Below are 15,592 nucleotides of genomic sequence, written 5' to 3' on the forward strand. Positions count from 1 at the left end.
ACCCGTTGCAGCACAAGGGTGTGCTCGTTCTCGGTATGGCGGGCTTGTCTGGTGCAGGTTGGGCCATCGTCGTTGGCGAAGTCAGTGCGGTACCGACGCTGGGCAAACCAGGGCGGGATCAATCATGCCGCCGGTGCGCACGATGGTGGGAACATCAGGTTCGCGGCGAGTCGGGCCCGGGTGTAGCTCGACGGCATGAGGTGCACGTAAGTCTTCAGCGTGAAGGCCTCGCTGCTGTGGCCGAGGTACTCGGCGAGTTCCTTGATGCTGACGCCTTGGGCGAGCATGCTTGTCGAAGCCCCAGGCCGGCTCCGAGCAGTTCGACCGCCTGATAACGCGGTCCGAGCCCGTTGCGGAGCACGCGCAGCTTCTTGGCTGGCCACGGGACGATTCGCGAACATCTCGTTCTGGACCCGGTCATCGGCGTTGAGTTAGCGGACCCGGTACCGGGCGCCCTTGCCGTGCTGCGGCGTCTTCTCCCGAGCGGGCTTGCCGCCCTTGGTCAGCACAGGTGCGCCTGTGACCGGGCCCTTCTTCGGGCGCCACCAGAGGTCCTGGATGTTGGCCACGGTTCCTCCGGGTCGAAGCCAGCCACGCTCGAACGCTCTCCAGTTCGTAGCGGACGTGCTTTCCGATCTTCCTCCACGTCGGTCCCTTCTTCAGTCGGCGCCAGCGCCGCAACGTCTTCTCGGGAACCTTGAGGAACTCCGCCAGCTCGGCGGGTGTCCACAGTGGACCGAGCGCGTTACCTTGCTGTGTGTCTGGGTCGCGGTCGCGGATACGCATTCGGGCAACGTCATCGCGTGTCCGATGAATCAGCCGGTTGACGCGCGCAGCACGATCTCCTCGCCAGGGATGCCATGGTGTCGGTGAAGGTGGTGGAACCCCTGCTGGCCGCACCGGACGCGGCCGTGGGGTCGCGACTGCGGCGGCTCTGGCGCGCCAGGGACATGATGCACAGTAACGACGCGTGGAGACCTTCGAGCCGGGACAACAGATCCACTCCGAAGGTGACGTGGGTGATCGGATCCACGGGCTCGGTGCCGGCATGGTGAAGATCGGCCGCGCGGACCGTGTCCGGCGGTGCCGCCTGCTCGCCGTGCTCGGACCGGGTCAACTGGTCGATGCGTTTGCTCCATTGACGGCGGCGCGCTCAAGTTCCAGCCACCGATGGTCGTCAGCGTCGAGGACGCCCTCTTCGCCGATGAAGAACATGCCCTCCCGGTAGCACCGGACGAACGTGTCCACCATCTGCTCGACGCTGAGGAAGGCGAGCCTGGTGTCCCCACCGTTGATAGAGCTGACGACCCGCGACTGCGCGGCGCCTGGCTCGAAGACGGCTGCGTAGAAGTCGCCACCACCGGTGCCCAGAAGAGGGATCCAGTGGCTGCCGAGCAACGGTTCGTCGACGTTGAACTCACGAACGAAGTCGGTCGCCGCTTCTGCGGACAGCGGCTCGTACCCAGGGACCAACGCGGCGTCGTCCTGGGTCTGCTCCGGCCGGAACTCGACCCCGTCGGCCCACCCGAACCAGGTGGCGACGTCCGCTGGAACAGGTGCGCCGAACATCTGCTCCAGCGTCTGGACATCGACTCCCGCGCTGCGGTCACGAACCACCGGCCGGTTCAGCCGCGCTGCTTCCCGCCAGAGCGCACCGATGGAGTCTTCGAGCACGTGAACCTCACTTGGCTTGCACGGCGTACCTGTCGCCGTCCTTGAGATTGTTCCTCGCGTAGAACTGCTTCAGCTCGTCGCCGTGACTGGAGTTGATCGAGCCCCGGCGAGAGCGTGAGGCTAGCACCGGCACCACCACCCTCGTACGACGACGCGAACGGGTACTCCTCCCAGGTCGCGTTGCGGCCGAACTTGCGGGGGCGAGGAGCGTGCGCCTCCCGGTGGCCTCGGCCGACCGGTTGTCAGCCGAACAGAACCACGAATTCCTCACCGCCGAAACGCCCCACCGAGTCGTAGTCGCGGACGGCACTCGTGATCGACCTGAGGGATCGCCGGCAGCCGCGCTGCGCCGCCAGCGATCCATCGGTCGAGCATTCAACTCTCCGGAGCTCGCCGGAATTAGATGATCTTGCTTGCCGGCCCCTTCACAAGCGCAACAGGCTCCCAACGTCGTGAATGCGACATTCATGCAAAGCGGAGCCTGGCATGATCGGGGTCGTGAAGCTTCACGGGACCTGGTCCGAGGAGGACGTCGAGGACACCTCCACCGAGTGTGGGACGGTCGCTTTCCGGCCGGACGGCACCGGCTGGCTCCTCTGGGAAACCTGGAGCACCGGTTTCGATGTCCACCGCTTCACGTACCGGTTCACTGGCGTGCACCAGGTGGAGATCCGGTTCAACCGCTACCTCTACGGCACCTGGTCGCGCGAGAACAACAAGACCGTCTACACCGCCGAAACGGACGAGACCAGCGAGGCGATCCTCACCGCCCGGTTCAAGATCGGGGAAATACTTGAGTTCGACCGCCGGCTCAGCCCAGGCACGATAGGCGGCCGCTTCAAGCGCATCACCGACGGCGAGGACCCGACAACGTCATGAATGCCTCATTCACGACGTTCAAGCTCTTGATGTCCTTCTTGGCCAACGAGCCGGATGGGCTGCACCGAGTTGGCCGCGACCGCGCGCCAGACCTGCCGGACCTTGCCCGGCCCTGCCGCCGACACCCGTCACCACAGGGCGATGTGGGCATCCAGGCGTGACTCATGTGTCTCCCCAAGAAGAATTTGAGGTAGCGCTGGTCCACGTGGTCCATGCCGAGCAGGAAGAAGATATCGGCGACCCCGAAGTCCGCGTCGAGCGCCCGGTCTCGACGATGCTGGGCCTGAGGTCCTTGAGGCTGCTGAGGTCGACCTCGCCGTCGCTGTAGAGGCGACCGGCTTCCTTCGCACGCTCCGGCGGCAGCATGCGGTAGCCGTCGACGATCTCGCCGGTGCGGTCGTCGGCGGACCACGATCCGGCTGCGTCATACGAGCCAGGGTGAAGCCGGGTTGGCGAATGACAGCAGGTCAGAACGGATGACGCCTCAGCGGCAGTCGGATTAGCTGCTGGTGGTCTGCTCGCCTGCATGGGTGATGGGGTGGCCTGGAGTTGCGAATGCCCCTCCGGCGGTGCCGGAGGGGCCGTCCTGTGCTGATCAGCTCACGCGCCGGTGATGCGCCGACAGCTTGTTGAGGTTCAGGTAGCGCGTTCGACGATTGGTCTATTTTTGTGTCCGCTGTGTGTCCTGAAACGTCGAGACCAATCGCGTCCCTATAGGGTCTGAACAGCGTAAATGAGCGCTTCCGCGGCTTGTCGCAGAACAGGTCGGAACGGGCCGGAACGGGTTGTTTAGTCGTTCTGGTGCTCGCTCCACCACTGCCGCCCGGTCTCCGGCAGCGAGGTGATCGGGTCGTAGTACGGGTACCGCCGGTCCAGCGCCTCGGGGTCTTCCAGCTCGATCCCGGTCCGGTAGTTCTTTGTCCAGTACGAGATTCCGCGCTCCCGGTCGTACTCCGACACCTGGTGTACCCACCGCTTCCCGACATACGGCACATCGCACACGATCCGCGGCGTGGCATACCCGGGCAGATACCCCATGATCGCGTGCTGTAGCTCCTGCGCCTCCCACACCGCGACCCGCCAGTGCTCGGCGTTGGGGATCATGTCGCACATGTAGAAGTAGTACGGCAGGATGTTCGCCTCGCCCTGCAACGCGAAACACAGGTCCAGCAAGGCGTCCGGGGTCGCGTTCACGCCGCGCATGAGGACGCCCTGGTTGCGGACGTCGCGGACGCCGACCTCCATGGCGGTGCGGGCGGCTTCGGCGACCAGGGGGGTGACTGACTGGGCGTGGTTGACGTGGGTGTGGATGGCCAGGTTGACGCCGCGGCGGCGGGCGGTGCGGGCCACGCGTTCCAGGCCTTCGACGACCTTGGGCTGGAGCCAGTGCTGGGGGAGACCGGCCAGGGCCTTGGTGGCCAGGCGGATGTCGCGCACGGTGGCGATCTCCAGCAGGCGCATCAGGAAGGACTCCAGTTGCGGCCACGGCACGTTGGCCACGTCGCCGCCGCTGACCACCACGTCGCGCACGCCCGGGGTGCGCTTGAGGTAGTCGATCATCTGGTCCTGGCGGTCGACCGGTTTGAGGGACAGCTTGTGCTTGTCCACCAACGGGGTTGAGTTGCCGACCAGGTCCATGCGGGTGCAGTGGCCGCAGTACTGCGGACAGGTGGACAGCATCTCCGCGAGCACCTTGGTGGGGTAGCGGTGGGTCAGCCCCTCGACGACCCACATCTCCGCCTCGTGCAGGGAGTCCCGGGACGAGTGCGGGTGACTGGTCCACTCCAGCAGGCGGTCGCTGGCCACCGGCATCATGTAGTTGCGCACCGGGTCGGCCAGGAAGGCCTTGGTGAACTCCTCGCCCGCGGCCGCGCCCTCGGGGACCATGGTGTTCACCATCTGCGGCGGGATGAGCATCGACATGGTCGCCATCCGCTGCTGATCGGCGTCCAGGTCCTCGTAGAAGGACTCGGTGAGCAGTTCGCCCATCACCTTGCGCAGCTGCTTGGCGTTCTTCACGCAGTTCACCCGCTGCCACTGCGCGTCCCGCCACTGCGCCTCGGTCACCTCGCGCCATCCTGGGAAGCGTCGCCAGTCGGGCTCGACCAGCTCCTTCCGGACATAGGTGTACGGCTGCCGAGCAGCGTGTTCCAGCGCCTCGGAGACGGACGCCAGGTCGTGAACCGCAGTCATAAACTACTCCTCGCCCTCAAGAAGACGTAAAGATATGCTGCCAGAGCGCAAGCCTGACGTAAATCTTTCGGAGGTGGGTGTGACGGAGCGTGTTGGTTCGTCGCCGTACGGTCTGCACCGCGTGATCGAGCCCGCCGGGGTGCTGCCGCAGCAGGCGTGGCGGCTGGACGCCTCGGCCACGCCGGGGGCGGACGAGGTGGTCATCGACGTCGAGCGGCTGAACCTGGACGCCGCCTCCTACCGCCAGCTGCGCGAGACCCACCCCACCGCCGCTGAGCTGCGGGCCGCGGTGCTGGCCATCGTGGCCGAGCGCGGCAAGATGCAGAACCCGGTCACCGGCTCCGGCGGCATGCTGATGGGCACCGTCCGCGAGGCCGGCCCAGAGTCCACGCTGGGCCTGCGGGCGGGCGACCGGGTGGCCACGCTGGTCTCGCTGAGCCTGACCCCGCTGACCATCACTGACGGCCTCGCCGACTGGGACGGCGCGGGGGAGCAGGTGCCGTGCCGGGGCACCGCGATCCTGTTCGGCCGCTCGATCGCCGCGGTGCTGCCGCCGGACCTGCCGGAGAACCTGGCCCTGTCCGTGCTGGACGTCTGCGGCGCGCCCGCGCTGACCGACCGGATCGTGCGGCGCAAGAACCTCGAACGCGGCCGCCCGGCCACCGTGTGCGTGCTCGGCGGGGGCGGCAAGTCCGGCTCGCTGTCCCTGGTCGCCGCCCGCCGCGCCGGAGCGGGCCGGCTGGTCGCGCTGGTGCCGGCCCAGGCCGAGGCCGAGGCGGTGCGCGCGGCCGGGATCGCCGACGAGGTGGTCATCGCCGACGCCCGCAACCCGGTCGCGGTGGGTGCGGCGGTCGGCGAGCAGGTCGACGTGACCGTGGTCTGCGTGGACGTGCCCGGCTGCGAGCACGGCGCGGTCCTGGCCACCGCCGACGGCGGCACGGTGATCTTCTTCTCCATGGCCACCTCCTTCAGCGCGGCCGCGCTGGGCGCGGAGGGCCTGGCCGCGGACGTGGAGATGCTGGTCGGCAACGGGTACGTGCCGGGGCACGCGGAGTTCGCACTCGACCTGCTGCGCGCCGAGCCGGGGGTCCGGGCGATGTTCGAGGCCCGCGAACGGCAGACTTCGCCGGTGTGACGACCATGAACCTCCCGAACCCCGCCACCACCACGACGCTGCTGCTGAACGGCCGCGTGCACTCACCGGCCGCGCCGGATGCCACCGCCATGGCCGTCGCCGACGGCACCGTGGTCTGGGTCGGGCAGGACTCGGTCGGCCGCGCCCTGCACCCGGACGCCCAGGTCCTCGACCTGGACGGGGCCTTCGTCGCGCCCGCCTTCGTGGACGCGCACGTGCACGCCACCTCCGCCGGGCTCCAGTACAGCGGCCTGGACCTCACCGGCTGCCGCACCCTCGGCGAGTGCCTCGACCTGGTCCGCGACTACGCCGGCGCGCACCCCGGCGTGGTCATCTGGGGCCACGGCTGGGAAGAGGTCAACTGGGCCGAGGGCCGCCCGCCGACCCGCGCCGAGCTGGACCAGGCCGCCGGTGGCGCGCCGGTCTACCTCTCCCGGATCGACGTGCACTCCGCGCTGGTCTCCACCGCACTGCTCAACCTGGCCCCGGCCGCCCGCGACGCCGACGGCTGGTCCGAGCAGGGACCCCTCGCGCGGGCGGCGCACCACCACGTGCGCAGGGCGGCCAAGGAGTCGCTGAGCACCGAACAGCGGCGGGAAGCCCAGCTGCTGTTCCTGCGGCACGCGGCCAAGCTCGGCGTGGCCTCGGTGCACGAGTGCGCCGGGCCGGACATCTCCAGCCCTGAGGACCTCGCCGACCTGCTCGCACTCTCCGCCACCGGCACCGTGCCGGAGGTCTTCGGCTACTGGGGCGAGGCAGGCGGACTGGCCACCGCCAAGGAGCTCGGCGCGGCCGGGGCGGCCGGGGACCTGTTCGTCGACGGCGCGCTCGGCTCCCGCACCGCCGCGCTGTGCGAGCCCTACACCGACGACCCCAGCACCTCCGGCGCGCTCTACCTGGACGCCGACGCCATCGCCGACCACCTCATCGCCTGCACCAGGGCGGGTGTGCAGGGCGGCTTCCACGTTATCGGCGACCGCGCGGTGGCCCAGGTCGTGGCCGGCTTCGCCAAGGCGGAGACCGTGGTCGGCGCACCCGCTCTGGCAGCCCGGCACCACCGGCTGGAACACCTGGAGATGGTCACCGCGGAACAGGCCGCGCGGCTGGCCGGATGGGGCGTGATCGCCTCCATGCAGCCGCTGTTCGACCACGCCTGGGGCGGCACCGAGCGCGCCTACGCCCAGCGCCTCGGCCTGCCGCGCGGGCAGCGGCTCAACCCGTTCGCCACGGTGGCCGCCGCCGGCATGGTGCTGGCCTTCGGCTCCGACGTGCCGGTCACCCCGGTGGACCCGTGGGCGAGCGTGCGGGCCGCCGTCTACCACCGCACCGAGGGCCTGGGCATCTCGCCGAGGGCCGCCTTCACCGCGCACACCCGCGGCGGCTGGCGGGCCGCCGGGGTCCTGGACGGGCTCAGCGGCACCCTGCAGCCCGGCGCGCCCGCCACCTACGCGGTGTGGGAGGCCGACGAGCTGGTGGTGGCCGCGCCGGATGAGAAGGTGCAGCGCTGGTCCACCGACCCGCGGTCCAGGGTGCCCGCGCTGCCCCGCCTCGACGAGGGCGCGCGACTGCCGCGCTGCCTGCGCACCGTGTTGCGCGGGCGCACCATCTACGACATGGAGGAGGATCGCGGGTGAGCCGGGAGAGCATGCTCGACCTCGACGCGGAGGTCGTCGCACGGGCGCGGCGGCTGGCCGCCGAGGCCGCGAAACCGGTGGTGCGCCTGGCCAAAGCGCACACCACGGTCGCGGTGGAACGGGCCACCCTGCGCCTGGCCGGCATCACCGGCGCGGACACCACGCACCGCGCGGGCGACGTGCCCTGGGTGAACCGGGTGGTGGACACCATCCGCGAGCAGTGCGGCCTGGCCCACGGCGCGGCGCTGCCCGCCTTCCACGCGCTCAAGCAGCACGGTTTCGCCGACCTGACCGAGCTGGCCGAGGCCACCGCGGCCGGTCAGGTCGAGTTCACCGTGCCCGAGGGCAAGGCCGCCGAGCGGGCGGCGAAGACCGCGCGGGTGGCCGTGGCCAAGGGCATGCGGCGGATCGACCGCAACCGCGCCCAGCGCGCCAAGCTGGTGGACAAGATCGGCGACCCCGCGCAGCGGCCGTGGATCTACCTGATCGTGGCCACCGGCGACATCGACGAGGACGTGGTGCACGCCTGCAACGCCGCCCGCGCCGGAGCCGACGTGATCGCGGTGATCCGCTCCACCGGACAGTCCCTCCTGGACTATGTCCCCGAGGGTGCGACCCATCACGGTTTCGCCGGAACCTATGCCACCCAAGAGAACTTCCGCATCATGCGGGCCGCGCTGGACGAGGTGAGCAAGGAGGTCGGCCGCTACGTGCGGCTGACCAACTACGCCTCCGGCCTGTGCATGCCCGAGATCGCGGTGCTGGGCGGGCTGGAACGCCTGGACATGATGCTCAACGACTGCATGTACGGCATCCTGTTCCGCGACATCAACCCGATCAGAACCTTTGTGGACCAACGGTTCTCCCGCCAGGTGCACGCGCGGGCCGGGATCATCATCAACACCGGCGAGGACAACTACCTGACCACCGCCGACGCGGTGGAGGCCGCGCACACGGTCACGGTGTCCCAGCTGCTCAACGAGCACTTCGCGCACGAGGCCGGACTGCCCGACGAGCTGCTCGGCCTCGGCCACGCCTTCGAGATCAACCCGGAGCTGCCGGACTCCTTCCGGATGGAGCTCGCACACGCGCTGCTGGCCCGCGAGCTGTTCCCGGACGCGCCGCTGAAGTGGATGCCGCCGACCAAGCACATGACCGGCGACGTCTTCCGCGGCCACCTGCTGGACGGCTTCTTCAACCTGGCCGGGGTGCTGACCGGGCAGAGCATCCTGTTGGTGGGCATGATGACCGAGGCCGTGGTCACCCCGTGGCTGTCCGACCGGGACCTGGCGCTGGCCAACGTGCGCTACGTGCTGGGCGCGGCCGGCAAGCTGGCCGAGGACTTCCGGCCCGCGCCGGACGGCTTCATCGTCAAGCGCGCGCACCAGGTGCTCGGCGAGGCGGTGGACCTGTTGGAGCGCATCGTCGACGACGGCCTGCTCACCGCGATCGCCCAGGGCACCTTCGGGTTGATGAAACGCCCGCCGGACGGGGGCAAGGGCGCCGACGGCGTGATCGAGAAGGCGGATGGTTACGTGAACCCGGCGAGCGACCTCTTGGACGAGGGGAGCGACCGATGAGCGAGAAGCGGCACGTGCGCCCCTACGGCGACACCACCGGCGACGGCATGGTGCAGATGTCGTTCACCCTGCCCGTCCCGCACGGCCCGCGCGCCGAGGGCGCCGCGCAGCAGCTGGCGAACAAGATGGGCATGGACCCGGCGATGGTGGTGCACTCCCACGCCATCGGCGCCGACTTCACCTTCGTGGTGGTCTACGGCTCGGTCCAGCACATCGTGGACCTGGACGCGGTGCAGGTGGTGGAGCGCGAGTACCCGCTGCTGAGCCCGGCCGATGTGAACGCGGCGGTGAAGAAGCGGTTGCGCCGCAAGCTGACCGTGGTCGGCGCCTGCATCGGCACCGACGCGCACACCGTGGGCATCGACGCCATCCTCAACATCAAGGGCTTCGCCGGGGAGAAGGGCCTGGAGTACTACCGGGAGCTGCGGGTGATCAACCTGGGCGCCCAGGTCACCGTGCCGGACCTGGTCAAGCGGGCCCGCGCGGAGAAGGCGGACGCGGTGCTGGTCTCCCAGGTGGTCACCCAGCGGGACGCGCACATCCTCAACACCCAGGAGATGTCCGCGGCCTTCCGCGAGGCCATGGGGGAACGCCGCCCGCTGCTGGTCGCCGGCGGCCCCCGCTTCGACCCGCTGATGGCCGATGAGCTCGGCGTCGACCGCGTCTTCGGCCGCGGCACCACCCCCGGCGAGGTGGCCAGCTTCCTGGTCCACGCCATGGCCGATCGAAAGGTGACAGCAGCGTGAGCGACTCCCTGGTCGAGGGCTTCTCGGTCACCCACTCCCGCTACGTGCCCTACGCGCACGCCCACTACGGCGGCAACCTGGTCGACGGCGCCTACAGCCTGGGCCTGTTCGGCGACGTGGCCACCGAGTTGTGCATCCGCACCGACGGCGACGAGGGCCTGTTCGCCGGGTACGGCAACGTGGAGTTCCTGGCCCCGGTGCACGCCGGTGACGTGGTGGAGGTGACCGCGACGCTGACCCGCATCGGCAACCGCTCCCGCACGGTGGCCTTCGAGGCCAGGGTGACCTGCCGGGCCAACCCGGACCGGGGGCCGTCCTCGGCCGACGTGCTCACCGAACCGCTGGTGGTCACCAGGGCCACCGGCACCGTCGTGGTGCCGATCCCCACCACCTGACCGCTGACCGCGAACCCGCCCTGCCGCCCGTTCGGGTGGCCCGGCCTCCGCGCGGGGGCGGGTTCGCGCTGTTCAGCGAGCTGGTACGCGCCCGGCCGACCGGCCGGGTGGGTGAGCGCGGCCGGGGGATCGGGACGGGGAAGCCGGGTGCGGCGGGTAGGCGAGAAGCCCAGTCCGCACCTCGAAGGAGGGTTCCCATGCGTTACCGAGCACTGTTCCTGACCGTGGCGAGCGCCTGCGCCGTCGGCCTGGCCGCGGCGCCCGCCGCCTCCGCCGCGGAGGGCGAGTTCAGCTTCCAGTACCACGACGCCGACGGTGTGCTGCTGGAGACCAAGGTGGCCAACCCGGCCAGCTACGAGTGCCACGAGGTCACCGACTTCGCCACCACCGTCGCCGGGTACGCCTTCACACCGGTCAACCGCACCGGCTCCGCGGTGGTGCTGTTCAAGGACCCCAACTGCGCCGGCGCCGCCTACCGCCTCAACGCGGGCAGCCAGGCCACCGAGAGCCTGAAGTTCCGCTCCGCGCGGTTCAGCTGAGGGCGGGCGGCGGTCAGGCCGGCTGGGGCTGGGCGGGCAGCTGGTCCAGCTCGATGCCGAACCACTCGCGGTAGGCGGCGAGCAGCTCCGACGGCTCCAGCCGTTGCTCGGTCCGCTGTCCGCCCTCGGACCGGATCAGCGTGTGCCCGGACAGCGTGATCCGGTCCGCGCCGTCGCCGGTCGGCAGCGAGCACGTCACGTTGCGGGTGAAGTGGGACTTGGGGGAGCTCTGGTGCCACCAGCACATCGGCTCGAAGTCGCTCAGCGCCAGCGGCCTCGGGTCGACCCGGTAGGCGCCCGTCTCGCCGTGCCAGACCTCGACCTCGCCGTCCGGGGTGTCCACCAGGCGGAAGGTGCCGGTCGCGTCCTGTTGCGGCTCGCGGGCGGTCCAGCGCAGCGGGGAGAGCGCGAAGCGGCCGAAGCCGACGTCGGAGAGCCACACCACCCCTTCCTCGTCGGTCACCAGCAGCGCCAGGTGGTCCTGCGGCGGGCCGACGCCCGCGTTGTGGAAGACCCGCGCGCCGGTCAGCGTCACCTGGAAGCCCACGCCGCGCAGCAGCTCGGCGAACAGGCCGTTGAGCTCGAAGCAGAAGCCGCCGCGCCGCCGGGTGATGATCTTCTCGGCCAGTGCGGCCGGGTCCAGGGTCAGGGTGCCGGGCAGGTGGACCCCCAGGTTCTCGAAGGGGACCGTGCGCAGGTGGCGTCGTTGCAGGTCAGCGAGGGCGGCGGCGGTGGGTGCGGCGGGGTGTTCGGCGCCGATGCGGGCGAGGTAGGCGTGCTGGGTCGTGGTGTCCACCAGGGCAGTCTGCAACCTCGGGCGCGGTGGAGGTCCAGGCGTTCTTCGTCACCCGGAAGACTCAGTTGTGCCGGTCGCGGGGCCCGCTGGTCCCGGCTCCGCTACGGTCTGCGACTACGCTGGTTAGCGTATCCCGGTCGATGGCCCGAATGGATCATGGCCGCGACCACACCGGCGCCCTGACGACGTAGGACGAACACCGACCGGTGGTGGCACTTGCGCCGCCCACCGCCGGCGAGGAGGACACGGATGGCGGACCAGCGCGACAGCCACGCGGAGAACCCGAGCCCTAGCGGGCCGCCCAGCCCGGTGCTGGTGGTGATCCCGACCTACAACGAGCGGGAGAACGTCCAGCTCATCGTGGGCAGGCTGCACGCGACGTTGCCCGAGGCCCACGTCCTGGTCGTCGACGACGGCAGCCCGGACGGCACTGGCGAGGTCGCCGACCAGATGGCAGCCGACGACGAGCGCGGCCGCATCCACGTCATGCACCGCACCGAGAAGGCCGGCCTCGGCGCCGCCTACATCGCCGGGTTCAAGTGGGCCCTGGAGCGGGAGTACGCGGCCGTGGTGGAGATGGACGCCGACGGCTCGCACGCGCCGGAGGACCTGCCCCGCCTGCTCAACGCGCTGATCGACTCCGATCTGGTGCTGGGCTCCCGTTACGTCACCGGCGGCAAGGTGGTCAACTGGCCCTGGCACCGCCAGTTCCTCTCCCGGGGCGGCAACATCTACTCCAAGCTCGCCCTCGGGGTGCGGCTCAACGACATCACCGGCGGCTACCGGGCCTTCCGCCGCGAGGTGCTGGACAAGATCATCCAGGACGGCGTGCAGTCCCAGGGCTACTGCTTCCAGGTCGACCTGGCCTGGCGCACCATCCTCGGCGGCTACCGCGTGGTCGAGGTGCCGATCACCTTCACCGAGCGCGCCATCGGCGTGTCCAAGATGAGCGGCAACATCGTCACCGAGGCGCTGTGGCGAGTGACCCAGTGGGGTGCCAAGCACCGGGTCAACCAGGTCAAGAAGGTCTTCCGCAAGCGCTGAGCCTGCCGTAGACGCACGAAGGCCGCCTGGGCGGGAGAACCAGGCGGCCTTCGTATTTTTTCCTGTGCGCGGGAGGTGCGGTGGTGCGGGTCAGGCGGAGGTGGCGCTCCGGCGACCCCGAAGCTCCTCGAGCCGCTCGGTGAGCAGCTCCTCCAGTTCGGGAATGGAGCGACGCTCGAGCAGCATGTCCCAGTGGGTGCGCGGCGGCTTGACCTTCTTCGCCTCCGGCTGGCTGCCGTCGATCATCTCCGACTCGGTCCCGTGCAGACGACACTCCCAGGTCGAGGGGAGTTCCGCGTCGTCGGCGAACGGGACGTCGAACTCGTGCCCCTTCGGGCAGGCGTACCGCACCGACCGGCGCGGTGCGAGGTCGTGGTTACGGTCGGTCTCGTAGCTGACAGCTCCGAGCCGGCTGCCACGCAAAACGCGGTCGGCCATGACGGTGTCCTTTCGCTCGGCTCAAGACCGCCCGCCTTGAGCTCACGGCGTACTGCTTACAGAGTGCAACAACGAGGGCGTCGTTGTCGTTCCCGGTTTGGCCTAGTTGGTCGCCCTCGGTGACCTATTTCACCTATCAACGAGGACGTCCTCCATAGGGATGCCATCGCCGCAGCGTCATGACGCGTTATCAGCGCATGCTACGGCTAGTTCACCCAGTTGGGGGTAGGTTTTGGGTCTTGGAGCAGATCAAGCCAGGCTGAGCTGGCCTACCGGCGTCGAGGTGGGACCAAGCTCACCTAGACGAAAGTGCCGCCGACAGAGCACCTGATAACGGACCGTAGCGCTTGAGTCGCACTCGCGCTGTGCACGGTCCGTATCCGGCGCTGACGGGTCCGTAGCGGCCACCGTGTCCGCCACGAAGACCGTGTCACCCGCACGGACTATCTGGTTACCCAGAATCCGGGCGTTGAACCGCCCCTGCAGCCCGCACCAGCACAGCACCTCCACCTGCACCGCCTGCAGCTCGTCGGCGAGCTCGAACAGCCGCCGCGAGCCCGGGAACAGCTCGCTGCGGAAGTCGGTGGCGATACCGAAGCAGTACACGTCGACCTGCACCTCGTCGGCCAGCTCGGCGAGCTGTTCGACCTGCGCGGCGCTGAGGAACTGCGCCTCGTCGACGATCACGTAGTCGACCCGGCGGCCCTCGGCCCAGCACTGCCGGACCAGCAGCACCAGGTCGGTGTCCTCGTGCACCTCCACCGCGTGCCGGGACACCCCGATCCGGCTGGAGATCTGCGGCTGCCCCGACCGGTCGTGCCGGACGAGCAGCAGGCCGCCCCGGCCCTGCCGGGCCAGGTTGTGGTCGATCTGCAAGGCAAGGGTGGACTTGCCGCAGTCCATGGGTCCGTAGAAGAACCGCAGCCGGCCCGAGACGGGCAGGGCCCGCCGCGCTCCGGCCGCGGGAACCGCGGACAGGGCGTCGGTGGGGTCCGGTTGGTTGGCTACCGCTAGTACGTCCACGGGCCGTGACCCTAACGGGAAGCCGTTGTTGATCACAGCACCGCCGGTTCCGAGTTGCCCACAGCGCGGATCGCGCGCCGCACGGGAACCAGCCAGACCAGGATGAAACCGACGATGAAAAAGATCATCATGCTCAGGATGGCCAGCCGGAACGAGCCGGTGGCCTGGCCGATCCCCGCGTAGACCAGCGGGCCGAGCCAGGAGGTGGAGCGCTCGCCGATCTCGTAGACGGCGAAGTACTGGCCCTCCTTGCCGGCCGGGACCATCTGGCTGAACAGCGAGCGGGCCAGCGCGTTGGTGCCGCCGAGCACCAGGCCGATGCCCGCGGCGATGCCGAAGAACTGCAGCTGCTCCCCGGCCTGCACGAAGTAGGCCAGCACGAGCATCACCAGCCACACCACCAGGCTGCCCAGGATGGTCTTCTTCGCCCCGATGCGCCTGGCCACCTGCCCGTGCAGCACGCCGCCGATGAAGGCCACGAACTGGGTCATCAGGATCGCGGTGATCAGCGTGGACTGCGGCAGCTTCAGCTCGAGGCTGCCGTACTGGCCTGCCACGTTGGCCACCGTGGAGATGCCGTCGGTGAAGATCAGGTAGGAGCCGAGGAAGGCCAGCGTGAGCGGGAACTTCCGCGCGTAGCGCATGGTGTCGCCCAGTTCGCGGAAACCGCCGGTGATCTTGCCGCCGCCCAGGTCGATCCGCTCCTGCCGCGGCCGGTCCCGCAGCACTCGCAGCGGCACCAGGGTGAACACAGCCCACCAGATCCCGGTCAGGATGAAGCAGGCCCGCACCGCCTCGCTCTGCGCCAGCCCCAGCGACTCGTGCCCGAGGAACAGCGCCAGCTGCAACGCCAGGCACACCCCGCCGCCCAGGTAGCCGAAGGCCCAGCCCCGCGAGGACAGCGCGTCCCGCTCGTCGGCGGTGGAGATCTCCGGGATGAACGCGTAGTAGATCACCACCGAGGTGCCCCAGCAGATGTTGCCGATGGTGAACAGCAACACCCCGATCTGCCAGTTCTGCCCCTCCACCAGCGCGAGCAGGCAGGTGGCCACCGCGCCGGTGAAGGCGAACCCGGCCAGCATCCGCCGCTTGTTCGCGCTCCGGTCGGCGATCGCCCCGGCCACCGGCAGCACCAGCACCTGGATCACGGTGGCGAAGGAGAGCAGGTAGCCCCACAGCGATCCGGCCGGGAACTGCAGGCCGAGGAAGGTCACGTCGCACTGCACCAGCGTGTTGTCGCCGGCACACGGCGCGGGCCCGTTGAGCGCGGTGTCCGCCTCGGCCGCGGCGCGCGCGATCGAGGTCAGGTAAAGCGAGAGGAAGACGGTGACCACGGAGGTCGGGAAGACCGAGTTCGCCCAGTCGTACCAACACCATCCGCGCTGTATCCGCCGCCGGTCCTCCGGCGTGCCGACCGCGGTGTGCACAGTGTCTGCTCCACTCATCCCCGACCTCCCGGCGCGGGGTGCTGGACCCGCGCAGTGGGGGGACTGTACTGGCCGTGGACAACGTTCCG

Annotated in this window: 17 protein-coding genes and 3 pseudogenes; 9 read left to right on the plus strand and 11 right to left on the minus strand. The window is 69.6% G+C overall.

What is annotated here, in order from left to right:
- Nucleotides 1-122: 122 nt before the first annotated feature.
- The 3 genes and pseudogenes from ACWDY5_RS23335 to ACWDY5_RS23345 form a co-directional block, all read right to left on the minus strand.
- A complete protein-coding gene (locus ACWDY5_RS23335; RefSeq protein WP_449724291.1) occupies nucleotides 123-287 on the minus strand; it encodes a hypothetical protein in 165 nt (54 codons plus the stop codon).
- Between the two features lie 144 nt (nucleotides 288-431).
- On the minus strand, nucleotides 432-569 hold the full coding sequence (locus ACWDY5_RS23340) for a hypothetical protein (protein ID WP_449724369.1): 138 nt from the start codon (nucleotides 567-569) through the stop codon (nucleotides 432-434).
- 25 nt (nucleotides 570-594) lie between these two features.
- Nucleotides 595-1,050 (minus strand): annotated as a pseudogene (locus ACWDY5_RS23345) (helix-turn-helix domain-containing protein); the annotation flags it as partial.
- On the opposite strand from ACWDY5_RS23345, the gene ACWDY5_RS23350 reads away from it, so the two are divergent.
- On the plus strand, nucleotides 971-1,228 hold the full coding sequence (locus tag ACWDY5_RS23350; protein WP_449724292.1) for a cyclic nucleotide-binding domain-containing protein: 258 nt from the start codon (nucleotides 971-973) through the stop codon (nucleotides 1,226-1,228). The pseudogene ACWDY5_RS23345 and the gene ACWDY5_RS23350 overlap by 80 nt on opposite strands.
- On the opposite strand, the gene ACWDY5_RS23355 is transcribed toward ACWDY5_RS23350, so the two are convergent.
- On the minus strand, nucleotides 1,114-1,674 hold the full coding sequence (locus ACWDY5_RS23355) for a hypothetical protein (protein ID WP_449724293.1): 561 nt from the start codon (nucleotides 1,672-1,674) through the stop codon (nucleotides 1,114-1,116). The two genes, ACWDY5_RS23350 and ACWDY5_RS23355, sit on opposite strands and share 115 nt — an antisense overlap.
- Nucleotides 1,626-1,853 (minus strand): annotated as a pseudogene (locus ACWDY5_RS23360) (hypothetical protein); the annotation flags it as partial. The pseudogene ACWDY5_RS23360 and the gene ACWDY5_RS23355, both read right to left, overlap by 49 nt.
- A 307-nt stretch (nucleotides 1,854-2,160) precedes the next feature.
- Here ACWDY5_RS23360 and ACWDY5_RS23365 point away from each other — a divergent pair.
- Nucleotides 2,161-2,553, plus strand: coding sequence for a hypothetical protein (locus ACWDY5_RS23365; protein WP_449724294.1), 393 nt, complete (start codon nucleotides 2,161-2,163; stop codon nucleotides 2,551-2,553).
- A gap of 255 nt (nucleotides 2,554-2,808) precedes the next feature.
- Here ACWDY5_RS23365 and ACWDY5_RS23370 read toward each other — a convergent pair.
- Nucleotides 2,809-2,955: pseudogene (locus ACWDY5_RS23370) on the minus strand (GNAT family N-acetyltransferase); the annotation flags it as partial.
- A 387-nt stretch (nucleotides 2,956-3,342) separates the two neighbouring features.
- Nucleotides 3,343-4,746: a KamA family radical SAM protein gene (locus tag ACWDY5_RS23375; RefSeq protein ID WP_449724295.1), complete on the minus strand. Its 1,404-nt coding sequence runs from the start codon at nucleotides 4,744-4,746 to the stop codon at nucleotides 3,343-3,345.
- A gap of 79 nt (nucleotides 4,747-4,825) precedes the next feature.
- Here ACWDY5_RS23375 and kdd point away from each other — a divergent pair, with 79 nt between their 5' ends.
- The 6 genes from kdd to ACWDY5_RS23405 all read left to right on the plus strand — a co-directional run bounded on the left by kdd (nucleotide 4,826) and on the right by ACWDY5_RS23405 (nucleotide 10,775).
- On the plus strand, nucleotides 4,826-5,881 hold the full coding sequence (kdd, locus tag ACWDY5_RS23380) for an L-erythro-3,5-diaminohexanoate dehydrogenase (RefSeq protein WP_449724296.1): 1,056 nt from the start codon (nucleotides 4,826-4,828) through the stop codon (nucleotides 5,879-5,881).
- Nucleotides 5,882-5,886: 5 nt separating this feature from the next.
- Nucleotides 5,887-7,515, plus strand: a complete 1,629-nt coding sequence (locus tag ACWDY5_RS23385; protein WP_449724367.1) for an amidohydrolase — start codon at nucleotides 5,887-5,889, stop codon at nucleotides 7,513-7,515.
- Nucleotides 7,512-9,095 carry a lysine 5,6-aminomutase subunit alpha gene (kamD, locus tag ACWDY5_RS23390; protein ID WP_449724297.1) on the plus strand — a complete coding sequence of 528 codons (1,584 nt, stop codon included), beginning with the start codon at nucleotides 7,512-7,514 and terminating at the stop codon, nucleotides 9,093-9,095. The genes ACWDY5_RS23385 and kamD overlap by 4 nt, the downstream gene beginning before the upstream one ends.
- Nucleotides 9,092-9,841, plus strand: a complete 750-nt coding sequence (gene kamE / locus ACWDY5_RS23395; RefSeq protein ID WP_283659186.1) for a lysine 5,6-aminomutase subunit beta — start codon at nucleotides 9,092-9,094, stop codon at nucleotides 9,839-9,841. The genes kamD and kamE overlap by 4 nt, the downstream gene beginning before the upstream one ends.
- Complete coding sequence (kal, locus tag ACWDY5_RS23400) at nucleotides 9,838-10,236, plus strand: 3-aminobutyryl-CoA ammonia lyase (protein ID WP_449724298.1); 399 nt, start codon at nucleotides 9,838-9,840, stop codon at nucleotides 10,234-10,236. Before kamE ends, kal begins: the two co-directional genes overlap by 4 nt.
- Before the next feature lie 197 nt (nucleotides 10,237-10,433).
- Nucleotides 10,434-10,775, plus strand: a complete 342-nt coding sequence (locus tag ACWDY5_RS23405; RefSeq protein ID WP_449724299.1) for a hypothetical protein — start codon at nucleotides 10,434-10,436, stop codon at nucleotides 10,773-10,775.
- Between the two features lie 13 nt (nucleotides 10,776-10,788).
- On the opposite strand, the gene ACWDY5_RS23410 is transcribed toward ACWDY5_RS23405, so the two are convergent.
- Nucleotides 10,789-11,571: an arylamine N-acetyltransferase family protein gene (locus tag ACWDY5_RS23410; RefSeq protein WP_449724300.1), complete on the minus strand. Its 783-nt coding sequence runs from the start codon at nucleotides 11,569-11,571 to the stop codon at nucleotides 10,789-10,791.
- Nucleotides 11,572-11,820: 249 nt separating this feature from the next.
- Here ACWDY5_RS23410 and ACWDY5_RS23415 point away from each other — a divergent pair, with 249 nt between their 5' ends.
- On the plus strand, nucleotides 11,821-12,615 hold the full coding sequence (locus ACWDY5_RS23415) for a polyprenol monophosphomannose synthase (protein WP_449724301.1): 795 nt from the start codon (nucleotides 11,821-11,823) through the stop codon (nucleotides 12,613-12,615).
- Nucleotides 12,616-12,705: 90 nt separating this feature from the next.
- Here ACWDY5_RS23415 and ACWDY5_RS23420 read toward each other — a convergent pair whose 3' ends face one another.
- The 3 genes from ACWDY5_RS23420 to ACWDY5_RS23430 form a co-directional block, all read right to left on the minus strand.
- Entirely contained in the window at nucleotides 12,706-13,053 is a 348-nt protein-coding gene (locus tag ACWDY5_RS23420; protein WP_185004641.1) for an RNA polymerase-binding protein RbpA, read from the minus strand.
- 249 nt (nucleotides 13,054-13,302) lie between these two features.
- Nucleotides 13,303-14,076 carry a thymidine kinase gene (locus ACWDY5_RS23425; protein WP_449724302.1) on the minus strand — a complete coding sequence of 258 codons (774 nt, stop codon included), beginning with the start codon at nucleotides 14,074-14,076 and terminating at the stop codon, nucleotides 13,303-13,305.
- 32 nt (nucleotides 14,077-14,108) lie between these two features.
- Complete coding sequence (locus tag ACWDY5_RS23430; protein WP_449724303.1) at nucleotides 14,109-15,521, minus strand: MFS transporter; 1,413 nt, start codon at nucleotides 15,519-15,521, stop codon at nucleotides 14,109-14,111.
- Nucleotides 15,522-15,592 lie beyond the last annotated feature (71 nt).

This window comes from Crossiella sp. NPDC003009, from assembly GCF_053591555.1.